This window comes from Corynebacterium occultum, from assembly GCF_009734425.1.
GTDB classification, from domain to species: domain Bacteria; phylum Actinomycetota; class Actinomycetes; order Mycobacteriales; family Mycobacteriaceae; genus Corynebacterium; species Corynebacterium occultum.
Window position 1 is genome coordinate 1,395,661 of sequence record NZ_CP046455.1, and the last position, 15,879, is coordinate 1,411,539.

Sequence of the window (15,879 nt, forward strand, 5' to 3'; positions counted from 1 at the left end):
ACCTGCCCTCAGGGTGCATCCCGCTCGGGAAACCCCGGCGCGAGAGGAAAAGAACATGAGTAATTCTTTCGACAATCAGCCCTATGGCCAAGACGGGTTCCCCCATGACCCGGCACAGAGGTTCAATCAGGGCTACGGTCAGCAGCCCTACCCGATGCAGCAGCCCGGCTATGGCCAGCAGCAGGGATTTGCCCAGATGCAGCCCCAGGTGGGTTATGCCCCCGTTTACCAGGAGCAGAAGTCCTGGTTGGTTACCCTCCTGTTGTGTTTCTTCCTGGGCACTCTCGGCATCCACAACTTTTATCTCGGTTACACCGGGAGGGGCATCGGTCAGCTGATCCTGGCCATCGTCGGTTGGGGTCTGACGGCGACTTTCTTCGGAGCTATCATCGGCATCCCAATGGTGGCTGTCCTCGGGGTCTGGGTGTTGGTGGACTTCATCATGATCGTGGTTCGGGGCGGGGCATTCTCCACCGATTCACGTAGGATTCCGCTTAAATAGGGGAAATCGGCCCTGTTGACTAAACGTAGCGAAGGCCGTGAAAGGCGCACCTCCTCCAACATGTGAGGGGTGCGCCTTATTCGTTCATCCTGAGCGTCTCATATGGCACAGCCGCCCCTTTTTCATGTCATCGCACAGTGGGGGAAATAGGTACCAGTGAGGCACCTTATTTTTTCCTCAGCCCACTGGAATGGAGGCTGATCAGAGCAGTGGTCAACTCCTCGCTCTGTGAGGGGTGATCCCGCAACCTGCAAACGTGATGCCGAGACACCCTTTAGAGCTAATTATCAGGAGAGGAAAATTTAAACCTTTTCAATTCGCTACTCCACTTGCAGTCTCACCCAGTAAAGAGCCGGTTATGCTTGCTATTAAGCGAGACTATTAACCCGACGCAGGAGCACGTCGGTGGAAATCTGAAACCGCACAAAAAGAAACCGCACAAAATAAGGAGATACCGATGACGAATCCCAATGGCGGACCGATGTACGACAAGGACGGTCTGCCCATCAACCCTCAGGGTCCGACTCCCTTCGCCCAGCCGGGTTATAACCCCCAGAATCAGGGCTATCAGCAGGCTTATCAACAGCCCCTGCAGAACCCTGGTTTCCAGAACTTCGCGCAGGCTCCACAGCAGAACTACGGCCAGATGCAGCCCCAGCAGTCCTATAGCCCCGCACAGTACGGGCAGAAGTCGATGATCATTGCCGCAGTGCTGGCTTTCTTCCTTGGCCCTTTCGGTGTCCACAACTTCTATTTGGGCTACATGAAGCGCGGCGCCACCCAGCTGGCCCTTTACCTGATCGGTATTGTCCTGAGCATTGTGGGCATCGGTATCATCTTCATTTTTGCGGTGGGGGTCTGGGCCTTCGTCGAGTTCATCATGATCCTGGTGCGTCATGGTCGCTATGCCACGGATGCCACTGGCGTGCCGCTCGCCTGACCCACTCATCCTCTTCAATCACCTCGCCCCGCCCTGACACCTCAGTCGGGGTGGGGTGAAGGCTATTCTGGAGGGCATGAACCTGGATTTCACCGAAGCATTCACCGAGCGCACCCCGCGTATCGTCAACGCCGCCAAGCTGCACCGCGCCGCCGCCCGCAAGAAGGCCGGGATTTTCCTGGTGGAGGGGGAGAACAGCGTGGAGGCTGCGGTGGCCACCGGTGCTGCCCGGGATGTCTTTGTCACTGAGCCAGCTGCGGAACGCTTCCGCGAGATCCTGATCACCGCCGGCCACATGGGTGTCTATGTCCACCCGATCACTGAGCGTGCTGCTGACCATCTCAGCGACACCGTCACCACCACCGGGCTTTTCGCCACCTGCAAGCCGGTGTTGTGGACCGTGGGCAAGGCGCTGCAGGGTCGCCCGAAGCTGGTCAGCGTGCCGGTGGCCACCGCTGAGCCGGGTAATGCGGGAACCCTGATCCGTGTTTCCGATGCCATGGGGGCCGATGCCGTGGTCTTCGCCGGTGAGACCGTCGATCCGCTCGGCGGGAAGGTGTCCCGGGCATCGGCAGGTTCCCTCTTCCATATCCCGGTGGCCCGGCAGAGCAATATTGATGATGTGCTCGGTCAGCTGCGTGCCAAGGGCCTGAATATCTTGGCCACCACCGCTGATGGTGAGGTGGAGCTTGATGATGCAGATGAACTGCTGGCCCAGCCCACCGCCTGGCTCTTCGGCAATGAAGCCCACGGGCTGGGGGAGGAGCTGCTGGCCAAAGCAGATCACCGCGTACGCATCCCGATTCGGGGGCGTGCCGAGTCGCTGAACCTGGCCACCGCTGCCTCCATCTGTCTCTATGAGTCGGCCCGCATCCAGAGTGCGGCCGCCGCACAGCAGCAGTAGGACCCCGCCCCCGCGGTCTGGGCGTCGCAAAGCATGCCCCTGGGTGGCGATAAAATGCCGGGTCCGGGGTGGTGGGTATGATGATCGGGTCAACAGTGGGAATCAACGAGTAGTGAAGGGTCGGAAAAGACACGGTGTCTGAGAACAAGTCTGAGAACCCCGGAATCGAATTGACCGAGGAGGGGCTCAACGGCGCCGCCGAGCAGGCCCTGGCCGCTTTTGATGCGGCCCAGAATCTGGATGAGCTGGAGGAGGCCCGCCGGGCTCACCTCGGTGAGGCTTCGCCGATCCCGCAGGCCCGACGTGCTCTGGGAACCCTGCCCAAGGATCAGCGTAAGGATGCCGGACGCCTGGTGAATATGGCACGGGGCCGCGTCGAGAAGCACTTCGCCGAGGTGAAGGTGGTCCTGGAGGCCAAGCACCTGGAGGAGTCGCTGCGGGCGGAGAAGATCGACGTCACCGTGGCCACCACCCGCCGTCAGACTGGTGCGCTGCATCCCATCACCACCCTGAGTGAGCGGATCGCCGATATTTTCCTCGGCATGGGCTGGGAGATCGAGGAGGGCCCTGAGGTTGAGGCCGAGTACTTCAACTTTGACGCCTTGAACTTCCTGCCGGATCACCCCGCGCGTACCCTGCAGGACACCTTCCACGTCGGTGAGGAGGGGTCCAGCCAGGTGCTGCGCACCCACACCTCCCCGGTGCAGATCCGTTCCATGCTCGACCGTGATGTCCCCCTCTACATCGCCTGCCCGGGACGAGTGTTCCGCACCGATGAGCTGGATGCCACCCACACCCCGGTCTTCCACCAGATCGAGGGCCTGGCCGTGGACAAGGGGCTGACCATGGCTCACCTGCGTGGCACCCTGGATCACCTGGCCAAGACACTGTTCGGCCCGGAAACTAAAACCCGGATGCGTGCCAACTACTTCCCCTTCACTGAGCCCTCCGCTGAGGTGGATGTCTGGTTCCCGAACAAGCAGGGCGGTGCCGGCTGGATCGAGTGGGGTGGCTGCGGCATGATCAACCCGAATGTGCTCACCGCCGTCGGTGTCGACCCCGAGGTCTACACCGGTTTCGCCTTCGGCATGGGCCTGGAGCGCACCCTCCAATTCCGCAACGGTCTTTCCGATATGCGCGACATGGTGGAGGGCGATGTCCGCTTCACCCTGCCCTTCGGCGTCCGCGCCTAGCACCCCGTCCACCCACAACTCTTTAACTAGGGAGAAGATTCACCATGCTCATCGCACAGAACTGGGTGACGGGGCTGCTCGGCCACTCCAACCCCGGCTGGTCCGTGACCTCCGAGGAACTCGATGCCGGTTATGTCCGCGTCGGTTTCGAGACCGAGGGTTATGAGACCATCCCGGAGACCACCGGCCCGCTGGTGATCGGCCGGGTTGAGACCATCGAAGAACTCACCGAATTCAAGAAGCCGATCCGCCACTGCCATGTCAACGTCGGTGATGCCAACGGCACCGGCGAGCTGCAGTCCATTGTCTGTGGTGCCCGCAACTTCGCTGAGGGCGACCTGGTTGTGGTCTGTCTGCCCGGTGCGGTTCTGCCCGGTAATTTCGCCATTTCCGCCCGCGAGACCTATGGCCGCACCTCTGCCGGTATGATCTGCTCTGCTTCGGAACTGGGTCTGACCGAGAAGCAGAATTCCGGCATCATCACCCTGCCCGCTGACTACGGCCAGCCCGGGGATGAGGTGCGCCAGCTCATCGGACTGGATGACACTGTCTTCGACGTCAATGTCACCCCGGACCGCGGTTACGCCCTCTCCGCCCGTGGCTTGAGCCGTGAATTGGCCTCCGCCTTCAACCTCACCTTCGCTGACCCGGCCCAGGACACCAGTGTCGCCGGGATCGAGCTGGCGGCACCGGCAGTCGAGGGCACTCTCATCGAGGTGGATCTGCGCGAGGAGACCAAGGCCATCCGCTTCGGTCTGCGCAAGGTCAGTGGTATCGACCCGAAGGCAGAGTCCCCTTATTGGCTGCAGCGTGAGCTCATGCTTTCCGGGCAGCGACCCGTCAATGCCGCCACTGACGTGACCAACTACGTCATGCTGCTGCTTGGTCAGCCGATGCACGCCTTCGACGCCGCCAAGATCCAGGGCAACCTGACGGTCCGCAACGCTGCAGCGGGGGAGAAGTTCGAGACCCTCGACCATGTCAAGCGTGAACTGGGTGCCGAAGATGTCGTCATCTGTGATGAGAGCGGCATCCAGTCCATGGCAGGTGTCATGGGTGGCACCAGGTCCGAGATCTCTGATGAGACCACTGAGGTCTACTTCGAGGCCGCGATCTGGGATCCGATCACCGTGGCCCGGACTTCCCGCCGCCATAAGCTCAGCTCCGAGGCTTCCCGTCGTTTCGAGCGCGGTGTGGATCCGGCCATCGTCGAGGTCTCCCTCGATCTGGCGGTCACGCTGCTGGTGGAGATCGCCGGCGGCACCATCGAGGCGGGTCGCACCCTGGTCGGTGAGGTTCCGGCCATGCCGACCATCACCATGGCGACCTCCCATCCCTCAAAGTTGGCAGGTGTGGAGTACTCCGAGGACACTGTCATCGCCCGTCTCCGAGAAGTTGGCTGCACCGTGGACACCGATGGTCAGGGCACCCTGTCGGTGACCCCGCCGACCTGGCGCAATGACATCAGCATGCCCGCTGACCTGGTGGAGGAGGTCCTGCGTCTGGAGGGCCTGGAGGCCATTCCGACCATCCTGCCGACCCCGGTCGGTGGCCGTGGCCTCACCCCGGTACAGAAGCGTCGCCGTGCGGTCGGCCATGCCTTGGCCTACAACGGTTATGCCGAGATTCTGCCCACTCCTTTCATCGCCAATGACACTTTCGATGTCTGGGGCCTGGAGGCTGATGATCCGCGCCGCAATGTGGTGAAGGTGCAGAACCCCCTGGAATCGGACCGTGCCATCCTGGGCAGCAGCCTGCTGCCCTCCATGCTGGATTCCCTGGGACGTAATGTCGCCCGTGGCACCAGGGATGTCACCCTCTTCGGTCTGCAGCAGGTCTCCTTCGCCCGTGGGGCGAAGTCCCCGATGCCCTCGGTGGCGCAGCGCCCCGATGCGGCGACGGTCACCGAGCTCCTGGAGACTCTGCCGGATCAGCCGCTCTATGTGGCCACCGTCGGTACTGGCCTGCTGGATCTCGAGGGACCCTGGGGTGAGGGCAGGGCCTACACCTTCGCCGATGCCATCGAGTCTGCCCGCATCGTGGCCCGTGCCGCCGATGTGGATCTTGAGGTCATCAACACAGAGGAACTGCCCTGGCACCCCGGTCGCTGTGCGGCACTGCTTGTCGACGGCCAGGTTGTCGGCCACGCCGGTGAACTCCATCCCAAGGTGCTTGAGGCCCTGGAGCTGCCGGCCCGCACCTGCGCCATGGAGCTCAACATCTCCGCTCTGCCGGTCCGGGAATCCCTGCCCGCCCCGGTGCTCTCCGCCTTCCCTGCCCTGCATCAGGACATCGCCCTGGTTGTGGAGGAGGAGATCCCAGCGGAGAAGGTCCGCAAGGTGGTTGAGGAGGGTGCCGGCCCGCTCCTGGAGTCCGTCGAACTCTTCGATATCTATCGTTCAGAGCAGTTGAGGGAGGGCCGCAAATCCCTGGCCTTCAAGCTGCTCTTCCGTGCGGCTGACCGCACCCTGACCGATGAGGAGGCCAGCGAGGCTCGGCTCAAGGCTGCTGAACTGGCCAGCGAGAAATTCGGTGCGGAGATGCGCGCCTAGGTTCTTATCAGTTCCCAACCCTGGCAAGCGGAACGGCCCTCGAGGATGCACTTTGGCATCCTCGAGGGCCGTTTGGCTATCGGGGTTTGGGGCAGCAGCAGGAATATTCGGGGATTTCCCTATGCTTTTAGCCGGAAATGGGCCACATACCAGGCACCTGATCGCGGCACTGTGCCGCTTGCTTACCTTAGTGGAACAACGCATTCTTGCTTCTTTGGTTACCTGATCGGGCAGGGAACTCACCCTTGATAGACGTGCCAGATCTTCGTGTCGCCGGGGGCGGCAACAAGACCTGAGGATAAGAGGGAAATCCGCCGACAGCTCTTCCACCTGCTCAGCAATGGTTTGGCGCTGCTCGATCACTGCCTTGATGTTGGTTCCAGTTGCAGGATGACGATCTCTGCTAGGCCAGTGCCTGACACCGTGACGGTCTGGGCTTTTCGTTCCTCAAAGATCACATCCACGAACTTTGCGGGGTCTTTCTTGGTTCGTCCCGCTCAATGTAGTGGAGCAGCATGCCCAACGTGTGTGTATTCGGCAGTGCTGGCAATGAACCTGATCAGCTGAACCGGATTGATTGCCACCGCCACGCTGCCACTTTCAACCGGCAACCAAAAATCTTAAGCGCCCGGGATGTTATCGATCACCGGTGTCGTGGTCCGGTACACCGTGAGTCGCTGGGACATGGCTTGTCACGGTTGAGGTCCATGACTCGACTCTTGGGCCCACGTTGACCCGCCCTTTTGTCAGTGCACAGTCCACATTACTTGCTACTTCAAGGATCTTGAAACCTGGTTTTCCCGGCACCAGCACCCCCGTCGGGATTCTCTCGACCCCTGGTGGCAACCACCCCTCACTGATCTACCGGGGGACATCTTAACTAGGGGCACTTAATCTGGTGTCGACTTTATTAATGGGCTAGAAACAGGGGTCGCTATTTCTGGTGGTATTAGTCTTTATGGCACTTAATTGGGCGTTTAATTGGCTGCTAATTGCGGCTTTATAGGCGTTGATCTGAGCCCTGAAATAAGAAAAAGGCACTTCCTTATTGGCGCAAAAGTATAACGGGGGGATATTCTTTTTCGCGCCGCAAAGCTTCTAGCACCACGTTTGATGAGCGACTACCCCCTTTGTCCATCCTGAGGTATCTATAAGCTTTCTTTCAGGTTGGCCTCGTGTTCAAATAGGCACCAGGAGGGTAGGTGTATCTAAATTGCCTGAACAGTGGGTGATTTTCCCCTCCACGCGGAAATTATTGGTGCGACCAATTGAGGGTCCTCATAGATAAAGGGTGATGAAGTTGGAATTTCACGAGTATCTGAGAATCGCTCAGAAATACTGGGTGCTCATAATGGCCATGGCCATTATTGGGCTCGGAATGGGTGCGGGAGTCACTTATCTACTGCCGCCTAAATATGAATCCCATACCCAGTTATATGTTTCTGTGGGGACGAATGAGGGAAGCACGGGGGACCTTGTACAAGGGGCCACATTCGCCCAGCAGATTGTGAATAGCTATGTCGATATCATTGAAAACGGCGGGGTATTAGACCCGGTTGTGGAGGAACTGGGACTCGATATGTCGGGTAGTGAACTGGCCCGGCACATCGAGGCCGATTCACCCCCGGAGACAGTGCTGATCAATATCTCCGCCACCAACCCCAACCCGGACCGGGCGGTGGCAATCGCCGATGCGGTCCGTGCCAGCTTCATCAAATTCGTCCAGACCGAATTGGAAACTGATGGGGTGTCCGGGGGCAGCCTGGTGAATCTGACCACCACCCATACCGCGGAGGTAGCGGAGAAGCCCATCAGCCCTAACCTGCGGAATAACCTGATCATGGGGTTGCTGCTGGGCTTCCTACTGGGCTTTGGCATCGCACTGCTGCGTAGCGTCCTCGATAACCGCCTTCATTCCACCGAGGACATAGAGCAGATCAGCGATACCCCGGTCATCGGTGAGATCTTCAATGACCCCAATGCCGCCAAGTCCCCGGTTCTCTTCGGGGGAGAATGGCAAAACCCCCGGGCGGAGGCCTTCCGGGTTCTCCGAACCAATCTGCAATTCCTCAACGTTGACTCCGCCAGCCGCATTTTCGTCCTGACCTCGGCCAACCCGGATGAGGGCAAGACCACCACGGCGATCAACCTGGCGATCGCGCTGGCCCAGAACAACGCGCGGGTGGCACTGCTGGAATGCGATCTTCGACGACCCAAGATCTGTGAGTACCTGGGCATGGAGTCCGGTGTCGGGCTGACAGATGTACTCATCGGTAGTGCTGAGCTTCCGGATGTCATCCAGAAGTGGGGGAGGCAGGGGCTCCATGTCCTGCCGGCCGGCCAAATTCCACCGAATCCGAGTGAGCTGCTTGGTTCCGATGAGATGGAGAAGACCCTGGCACAGCTCAGGGAAGAGTTTGACTATGTCATCATCGACGCACCCCCGGTTCTGGCGGTGACCGATGCCGCGGTCGTCGCCAAGCATGCCACCGGGGTGTTGTTGGTTGCCGCCGCCGGATCCACCTCCCGACCCTCCCTGCGTGAAGCGCTTCGACTGCTCGACACCGCTGGTTCCAATGTGCTCGGGCTGGTCCTGACCATGCTGCCCCTCAAGGGGACGCGCACCTACAGTTACACCTCCAGCCAGCCCATCCCTCCCCCGACGCTTGAATTTGCGGAGGACTCTAAAACATCTGCTCTGAGCAGGAAGAGTCGAAGGGGAGCCCACCATGTCGTCTAACTTCCACATCCTCATGGTCTGCACGGGCAATATCTGCCGCTCTCCGCTGGCACAGCAGCTCTTGAGCCAGCGGGTGGCGAACTTCCCGGAAATCACCGTCTCCTCCGCGGGCACCCACGCCCTGGAAGACCACCCGACCCCTGCCTACGGCCGGGACATCGCCCGAAAAATGGGTGTGGAACAACCCGAATTACACCGTGGGCGTTCCCTGACCAGCGAGATGCTGGCGGAAGCCGACCTCATCCTGACGATGTCCCGGGAACAACGCAGAATCGTCGCTCAGCTGAACCCACAGGTGGTGAAGCGGGTATTCACCTTGAGGGAATTTGCGCGCCTGGCTGAGAAAGCCCTGGAAGGTGGGTTGGCCATTGAGATCGCGGGGTGTGATGAGCAACCGCTGGAGAGGCTGCGGGCCGCCATCCAGGCGGTGACCTATGCCCGCGGTGAAAGTCTTCCCCCCGACAATATCGCCCACGATGAGGTCACTGATCCTTATCGGCGCAGCTACGAGGCCTACCACCGTTCCGCGCAGCAGATTCTCAGTGCAGTGGACGCCACGGCGATCCTCCTCGGTTGCGCTTTGGTGGGGTTGATCACCATACCCAGCCAGTCGGTGGACACCGCCGGAAAAAACACACCCCAGTGGCAACCCGTTGCCCTCATGCTCATCCTTTCCGCAATGGCACAGGGACTGCTCTACGCCACCAGTAAATGAGCCCCAGGTTTCGTGAGAAACCCTGGGGTAGACCCCCCCTTTTTTCCACAACTCTGCCGCGGGGCCTGATTCATCTTTCCCTGAATCAGCGGTCCCCGCGCCAGCCACCTGATTCCGATGGAGATTAGACATGTCTTTGAGAACGGAAACCAGACCCGCCAAAAGAAGCCCGCTGCTTAGTTTCAGCAGCCGCCTGTACCACATGGATGCGATGATCTGGCTGCTCAGTATCTTCCTGGGCACGGCCGTCCGCTACGAATTTCAACCCAGCCAGATTCACCTGGGCTTCTGCCTGGCATTAGCTCTGCTGGCCATACTGCTCCAGCTGCTGATCGGCTCATCCCTGCAGCTCTACCGACGTGGGCTCCGCTCCTGGACGGGCACCTTCGAGGAGGCCTTCACCCTCGGACTGGTGGTCACCATAACAGGGGTGCCTCTCCTCATCTTCACCCTGATCTTCGGCACCGACTGGGGAGTCTCCCGCGGCAAGATACTGATCATTACGCCACTGGCACTGATCCTGATGCTGGTAGTCCGTTATATCGCCCGAACCCGGGAGGAGCGCGCTCTTCGGCCCCGCCCTGGTTCCACCCCGGTTCTCATCCTGGGTGGCGGTTATGTGGGCAGCAACCTGATCCGCTGGATGATGTCGGATCCCAATTCTGAATACCGCCCGGTGGGGGTGCTTGATGATGACCCCGAACTATCGAAGCTGCGGGTTCTGAACGTCCCTGTTCTGGGGACTATGGATGATATTCAGTCGGCGGTGGAAGCAACCTGGGCCAAGACCCTGATCCTCGCGGTCAATCAGGCACAGCCAGAGTTGCTGCACCGTATTCAGGATCAGGCCAGCCAGCTCGGCCTGAGTGTGAAGGTCATGCCTGATATCGGGGAAGTGGTCAATCGGGGCCTGCGGGAAAATGATCTGCGCGATCTGTCCATTGAAGATCTCCTCGGCCGGAAACCGGTCCAAACCAATGTTTCTGAGATCGCCGAATACCTGGCGGGGAAAAGAGTCCTGGTCACCGGGGCAGGTGGTTCCATTGGCGCCCAGCTCTGTGTGGAAATCAATAAGTATGAACCCAGTGAACTGATCATGCTGGACCGGGATGAAACCGGACTGCAGACCGCCCTGATCAATGTGGCCGGCAATGGTCTCCTGGACACTGATGCCGTCGTACTCGCCGACATCCGGGACGGGGTGGAATTGGAGCGGATTTTCCGTCGACGCCGACCGGAGGTGGTGTTCCATGCCGCAGCCCTCAAGCACCTGCCGATGCTGCAGCAGTATCCGGAGGAAGCCTGGAAGACCAATGTCATCGGCACCCACAATGTCCTGATGGCGGCCGAGGCCGCGGATGTGGACACCTTCATCAATATCTCCACCGATAAGGCGGCGAACCCCACCAGCGCCTTGGGTCACTCCAAGCGTCTGGCGGAGAAACTCACCGCCTGGTTCGGTGCCAGCACCGGGAAAACCTATCTCTCCGTCCGCTTCGGCAATGTGATCGGCAGCCGTGGTTCCATGCTCCCCACCTTCATGCGACTGATTGAAGAGGGCAGACCGCTGACGGTGACCCACCCCAAGGTCACCCGCTACTTCATGACCATCCCGGAGGCCTGCCAGCTGGTGCTGCAGGCGGGTGGAATCGGCGGGGCCGGCGAGGTGCTCATCCTGGACATGGGTGAACCGGTCAGCATCCTCGGCATCGCGGAAAGGATGATCGAACTTTCCGGAAAGGATGTCGAGATCATCTACACCGGGCTGCGAGAAGGCGAGAAGCTCCATGAGGAGCTGGTGGGCGAAGGTGAAACCGAGGACCGCCCCTACCATCCGAAGATCTCCCACACCTCTGCCGAGATCCTCTCTCCGATGGACCTGAATGAAAGTGAATTCCTGGACTCTCTGGTTCAGGAACCGCAGATCGAAAGTCGGGTGACACAGTGAATATCCTCCTCTCTTCCGTGGGGCGCCGCCCCTACCTGGTCCGTTGGTTCCAGGAGGCCCTCCTGGCCAATGGTCTCGAAGGCCGGGTCATTGCCGCTGACCTGGACCCACTCTCTCCCGCAAGCGCATTCACCGCGGACTTCCTGGTGGCCCCGCGTGTTGATGATCCGGCATACCCGGGCTGGTTGAACCGGGTTCTGCAGGAATGGGAGGTGGATCTGGCGGTTTCCATCAATGACTTTGAACTCTCCGAATGGGCACGTCTGCCCAACGCTGAACAATGGCGGTCCCTGGTCCGCTTCAACTCCGACACCCAGAACCTCATCGAGGACAAATACGCCATGGCTGCGGTCCTCGACCAGCATGGGATCCTCAACCCCCTCACCTGGCTGGGGAATCAACCCCCGGCGCTGGGGTGGGAAAACGGGGAATACGTCACCAAGGGCCGCTTCGGCAGTGCCTCCCGGGGCCTGAGGTTCACCTCGGCAACCGATTTATATGAGGCCATCACCTCCGCCACTGGAGAAGTGACCACACGGCAGGGAAAACCGGCCCTGGGCCAGCGGAAGGAAGAACCCCGCAGCCTGGTGATAGTGCAGGAAATGATCCACGGGGTGGAATACGGCCTAGATGTGGTCTGTGACCTGCAAGGTGAATTCTCCGGAGTACTGGCACGACGCAAGATCGCGATGCGGGCAGGGGAGACCGACCGGGCGGAATCCGTGGACGGTATCCAATTCGAGGCGCTGGCACGACAACTCGCGGAAGCAGTGCCCCATCCCGGAACCATGGACGTGGACGTCATTGTGGATGCCGCTGGGCAGTGCCACGTCATCGACATCAATCCCCGCTTCGGCGGAGGCTACCCCTTCTCCCACCTCGCCGGGGCCCGCATCCCGGATGCCTATGTCGCCTGGGCCGCCGGATTAGAACCCCCGGCAAGGTGCCTCGAGAGTAACCACGGCGTAGTCGGCGGAAAGATGGTTGAGGCGGTGAGGATTTCATGAGTACGGCCCTGAAACAGAACACCGCGAGGCAGCTGCCCACCCGACGCCGTCACCTGGCGCTGAAGCGAATATTCGATACGACCCTCGTGCTGGCCAGCGCCCCGATCACCCTTCCGGCCGCCACCCTGACCGCGGTCATGGTCCGCTGGAACATGGGCTCCCCGGTGCTCTTCCGCCAGCAGCGGGTAGGCCTGGACGAGCAGACCTTCGAGCTGCTGAAATTCCGCTCCATGCTGCCGGAGAAAGACACCGAGGGAAACTCCCTCAGCGAGGGCGAAAGGATCACCACCTTCGGCAGACTGCTGCGCAGCTCAAGCATGGATGAGCTGCCCCAGCTCCTCAATGTGCTGCGCGGAGAGATGTCACTGGTCGGGCCGCGACCCCTGCTGCTCAACTATCTCCCGTACTACCGGTCCGCAGAACGTGCCCGCCACTCCGTCCGGCCGGGTATCACCGGTGCGGCCCAGGTAAACGGCAGAAATAACCTCGACTGGGAGGGGCGGCTCCTCCTCGACGCCCACTACGCCCAAACAGCTGGGCTGGGGCAGGACCTTAAAATCCTCTGGCAGACCTTCACCAGCGTGCTCCGCAGTGAGGGCACCGTGGCGGACTCCTGGGAGCACTTCGAGGACTTCGATGACTACCGCAGCTACCCAGTCACCGATACCCACGCCCTGCGGCGTTTTGAACCCCGCGATGTGGACACCCTGGCCGGTTGGCTGCAGCACACCAAGGTCCCGGCAGCAATGAGGCTGTCCGACACCACCACGGTAGGTATCGGGGACTGGCTCCGGGACAACCGACAAGATCCTGATTGCCGCACGCTGGCGGTTTATGACCACCAGGCCCGGGTACTGCGCGGGATCACCGGATACCACACCCCGACACCAGGAAGCCTGCCCCAGATCTTCCTGCTCCCCGAAGCAGGGCAGGAGGACCCGAACTTGGCTGACACCATCCTGGGTCTACTCCTGAAATACCTCAGAAAACAGGAGAACAGCACCGGAGCCACCGCAGAAGTGGACGGCACCCGGCGCGGCAGCACCGGGCGTCGAGAAGCAGCGGAGCTTTATCGCAGACATGGATTCCAGCCGGCCGGGGAAGACCCGGCCGACGTGGAGAGGTGGGAAATCAGGTGGTGAAACAGGAAACCTGCCTCAACTGCGCCCCCATCCTGCAACGCTGGGACAGCCTCGATGACCTCCTGGGGGCCAAGTTCTGGGTTATCAGGGATGATCTGCTGCCTTTCCCACTCCCGGGAAATAAGGTCCGGAAGATCGCTGCGGAACTGGCTTCCCTGAACTTCCCGGTTGAGGTGCTCATCAGCAGTGGGGAGGTCGACTCCAACCACTGCCGCACCTTGGCAATGTTTGCCGCCCAGCAGGGAATCAAGGCTCACCTGGTGTTGCACGGCAACACAGTAGATGAGGACAGCGTCGGCCTGCGCATGCTCCGACAGCTGGGCGCGAATTTCGAGGTGGCTGAACCGGGGAGCATCGCGGAGCAGATTAAGCAGCTCCGGGCTGGTTATGAAGCTCAGGGGTTGCGGGTTCATGTGGTCTCCAGTGGAGGCCACACCGTGGCTGGGGCGCATGCTTTCCGGGCCGCCGGGACCGAAATCCTCAAGAGAAGAGCCTTCACCCAGCTGTTCGTGGCCTCCGGTACCGGAGCTACCCAAGGTGGGCTGATCGCAGCGGCCCAGGCCGAAGGGGATAGCACCGAAATCATCGGGGTATCGGTGGCCGAGCCCCGGGAACGGGGTGTTCCCCCGGTTCGGGAAGCCGCCCGCTGGGCAGGTGCCCAGAACCGTCACGTGGTGTTCCTGGACGGCTACCGCGCCGGGGGTTACGGGAAAAGTGATGCAGCGGTGGAAGAGGCGGTGCGGATCGGTTGGGAACATGGCCTGCCACTGGACCACACCTACACGGGTAAAGCCTTCACCGCCCTCCTGGACTGGTCGCGTCGCGGGCTGTTGGATTCCTCGGTCGCCTTTTGGCACACCGGTGGATTGTGGAACTACCTTGCCGAGGATCAGGGGCTGGAGGTGCGTTGCAGTGCCCAGTGACATGGAGGAAAGCGGTGGCTCTGTGGGAAGTTCCCGGATGGCGGCCATCACCCTGGTCGCAGGTCAGGTCCTGGCTGCGGCCGCCGCGTTCCTGGTCAACCTGCTCGCTGCCAGGGTGCTGGATCCGGCACCTCGTGGTGATCTGGCTTTTGCGCTGCAGCTCTCCTACTTTTTCTCGGTATTGGCGGTAATGGGTCTGGAGCGGCCCTATATGGCTACCCGGGCAGGTTCCTTCAATTCGGAGTACCGCAGTTTCGCCCGCATGGTGCTGCCCGGAACGATCGCGGTTATTCCCTTGATTTTCCTGGTCACCGCGGTTTCTCCTTTTAGTTTCAGCTGGTTATGGCTGGGGGCTGCGGTTCTCACCGCTTATGTGGTGCTGAATTCCCTGACCCTGGCGGTTCGGGTTGCCTACGTCAGCAGCCGGAATTGGAAACAGTTCGCCCTGAACGCGATTGCCGCTCAGCTGATCATTGTTCTCGGGGCGGGTGTCCTGACTTTCCTCGAGGTGCGGGATCCCATCCTGTGGATGGGCATCTATGCCCTGTCCGGGCTCCCTGCGCTGTTCCTGCTCTGGATGGCATGGCGGACCGGCCCGGTGATTAATTCCCCCACACTCATTGAGCAGAAACTGCTCCGCCGGCGGGGTTGGATCCTGTTGCCCTCCACCTTCAGCAATATGGCGATGCTCCGGGCTGACCGCCTGCTCCTGCCGGTATTGAGCTCATCGGCGCAGCTGGGACTGTACGTGACCGTTGCGACGGTCATGGAGATGGCGACCTGGCCGGTGCAGCAGTGGGTGGATGCCTCCCTACGGCAGTGGGCCCAAAGCCCCGGAATGCCCACGAAATTCATCCGACACCTGATGTTTCGTTCCTTCCTGTTGTTGACTCTGCTCTCTGCCCTGCTCGGAGTGGCGGCCTGGGTGATGGTCGAGACCTTCCTCCCGGACTCTTACCAGGCGGCGAAGGCAGTGATCCTGCCCTTGGCCGTTGCCTCAGTCATCTACGGGATGACCCGGGTGCAGGAGGGAATCCTCATCGCCTTCGGTGCGGAGGCCAGGGTCGCCGTGATCGAGATTGTCGGCGCACTGGTCGCCATCGCCGCCTATGTCCTTCTCATCCCGGCCTTCGGCATGCTCGGCGCCGCCTATGGCTCCATCCTCGGTTACCTGGCCTGCGCCATCACCGCCTGGGTGTTGATCACCGGGCTCAAGCGCCCCACCCCAGAAGAACAACCGTCTCAAGAATCCGCACCCCTGCCAAGGACTTCCCTGGCCAGTGACCCCCTTAAAGAAAGAAAGTGAAGAAAAC

Annotated in this window: 12 protein-coding genes and 1 pseudogene; 12 read left to right on the forward strand and 1 reads right to left on the reverse strand. The window is 60.9% G+C overall.

The features are described from left to right. Positions 1–55 precede the first annotated feature (55 nt). From COCCU_RS06565 to pheT, 5 genes are all read left to right on the forward strand, one after another. Positions 56–502, forward strand: a complete 447-nt coding sequence (locus COCCU_RS06565) for a TM2 domain-containing protein (RefSeq protein WP_156230771.1) — start codon at positions 56–58, stop codon at positions 500–502. A gap of 457 nt (positions 503–959) precedes the next feature. Next, positions 960–1,442 carry a TM2 domain-containing protein gene (locus COCCU_RS06570; RefSeq protein ID WP_156230772.1) on the forward strand — a complete coding sequence of 161 codons (483 nt, stop codon included), beginning with the start codon at positions 960–962 and terminating at the stop codon, positions 1,440–1,442. Between the two features lie 76 nt (positions 1,443–1,518). Then, a complete protein-coding gene (locus tag COCCU_RS06575) occupies positions 1,519–2,346 on the forward strand; it encodes a TrmH family RNA methyltransferase (RefSeq protein WP_156230773.1) in 828 nt (275 codons plus the stop codon). Positions 2,347–2,480: 134 nt separating this feature from the next. Further along, a complete protein-coding gene (gene pheS / locus COCCU_RS06580; RefSeq protein ID WP_156230774.1) occupies positions 2,481–3,539 on the forward strand; it encodes a phenylalanine--tRNA ligase subunit alpha in 1,059 nt (352 codons plus the stop codon). A 44-nt stretch (positions 3,540–3,583) separates the two neighbouring features. Further along, complete coding sequence (gene pheT / locus COCCU_RS06585) at positions 3,584–6,091, forward strand: phenylalanine--tRNA ligase subunit beta (RefSeq protein WP_156230775.1); 2,508 nt, start codon at positions 3,584–3,586, stop codon at positions 6,089–6,091. A 190-nt stretch (positions 6,092–6,281) separates the two neighbouring features. Here the strand turns inward: pheT and COCCU_RS14975 are convergent. Beyond that, positions 6,282–6,582, reverse strand: a pseudogene (locus tag COCCU_RS14975) (IS110 family transposase); the annotation flags it as partial. 803 nt (positions 6,583–7,385) lie between these two features. Between COCCU_RS14975 and COCCU_RS06590 the strand changes: the two are divergent. The 7 genes from COCCU_RS06590 (at position 7,386) to COCCU_RS06620 (ending at position 15,872) form a co-directional block, all read left to right on the forward strand. Further along, entirely contained in the window at positions 7,386–8,831 is a 1,446-nt protein-coding gene (locus COCCU_RS06590) for a polysaccharide biosynthesis tyrosine autokinase (protein WP_156230776.1), read from the forward strand. Beyond that, positions 8,821–9,546, forward strand: coding sequence for an arsenate reductase/protein-tyrosine-phosphatase family protein (locus COCCU_RS06595; protein ID WP_156230777.1), 726 nt, complete (start codon positions 8,821–8,823; stop codon positions 9,544–9,546). Before COCCU_RS06590 ends, COCCU_RS06595 begins: the two co-directional genes overlap by 11 nt. A gap of 130 nt (positions 9,547–9,676) precedes the next feature. Continuing rightward, positions 9,677–11,494: a polysaccharide biosynthesis protein gene (locus tag COCCU_RS06600; RefSeq protein ID WP_156230778.1), complete on the forward strand. Its 1,818-nt coding sequence runs from the start codon at positions 9,677–9,679 to the stop codon at positions 11,492–11,494. Beyond that, a complete protein-coding gene (locus COCCU_RS06605; RefSeq protein ID WP_156230779.1) occupies positions 11,491–12,501 on the forward strand; it encodes an ATP-grasp domain-containing protein in 1,011 nt (336 codons plus the stop codon). Before COCCU_RS06600 ends, COCCU_RS06605 begins: the two co-directional genes overlap by 4 nt. Further along, the gene (locus COCCU_RS06610; protein ID WP_156230780.1) at positions 12,498–13,643 is read left to right on the forward strand and encodes a sugar transferase; all 1,146 of its coding nucleotides are present in this window, start codon (positions 12,498–12,500) and stop codon (positions 13,641–13,643) included. The genes COCCU_RS06605 and COCCU_RS06610 overlap by 4 nt, the downstream gene beginning before the upstream one ends. Then, positions 13,637–14,566 carry a 1-aminocyclopropane-1-carboxylate deaminase/D-cysteine desulfhydrase gene (locus COCCU_RS06615; protein WP_197088453.1) on the forward strand — a complete coding sequence of 310 codons (930 nt, stop codon included), beginning with the start codon at positions 13,637–13,639 and terminating at the stop codon, positions 14,564–14,566. Before COCCU_RS06610 ends, COCCU_RS06615 begins: the two co-directional genes overlap by 7 nt. After that, positions 14,556–15,872, forward strand: coding sequence for a lipopolysaccharide biosynthesis protein (locus COCCU_RS06620; RefSeq protein WP_197088454.1), 1,317 nt, complete (start codon positions 14,556–14,558; stop codon positions 15,870–15,872). Before COCCU_RS06615 ends, COCCU_RS06620 begins: the two co-directional genes overlap by 11 nt. Positions 15,873–15,879: the final 7 nt, after the last annotated feature.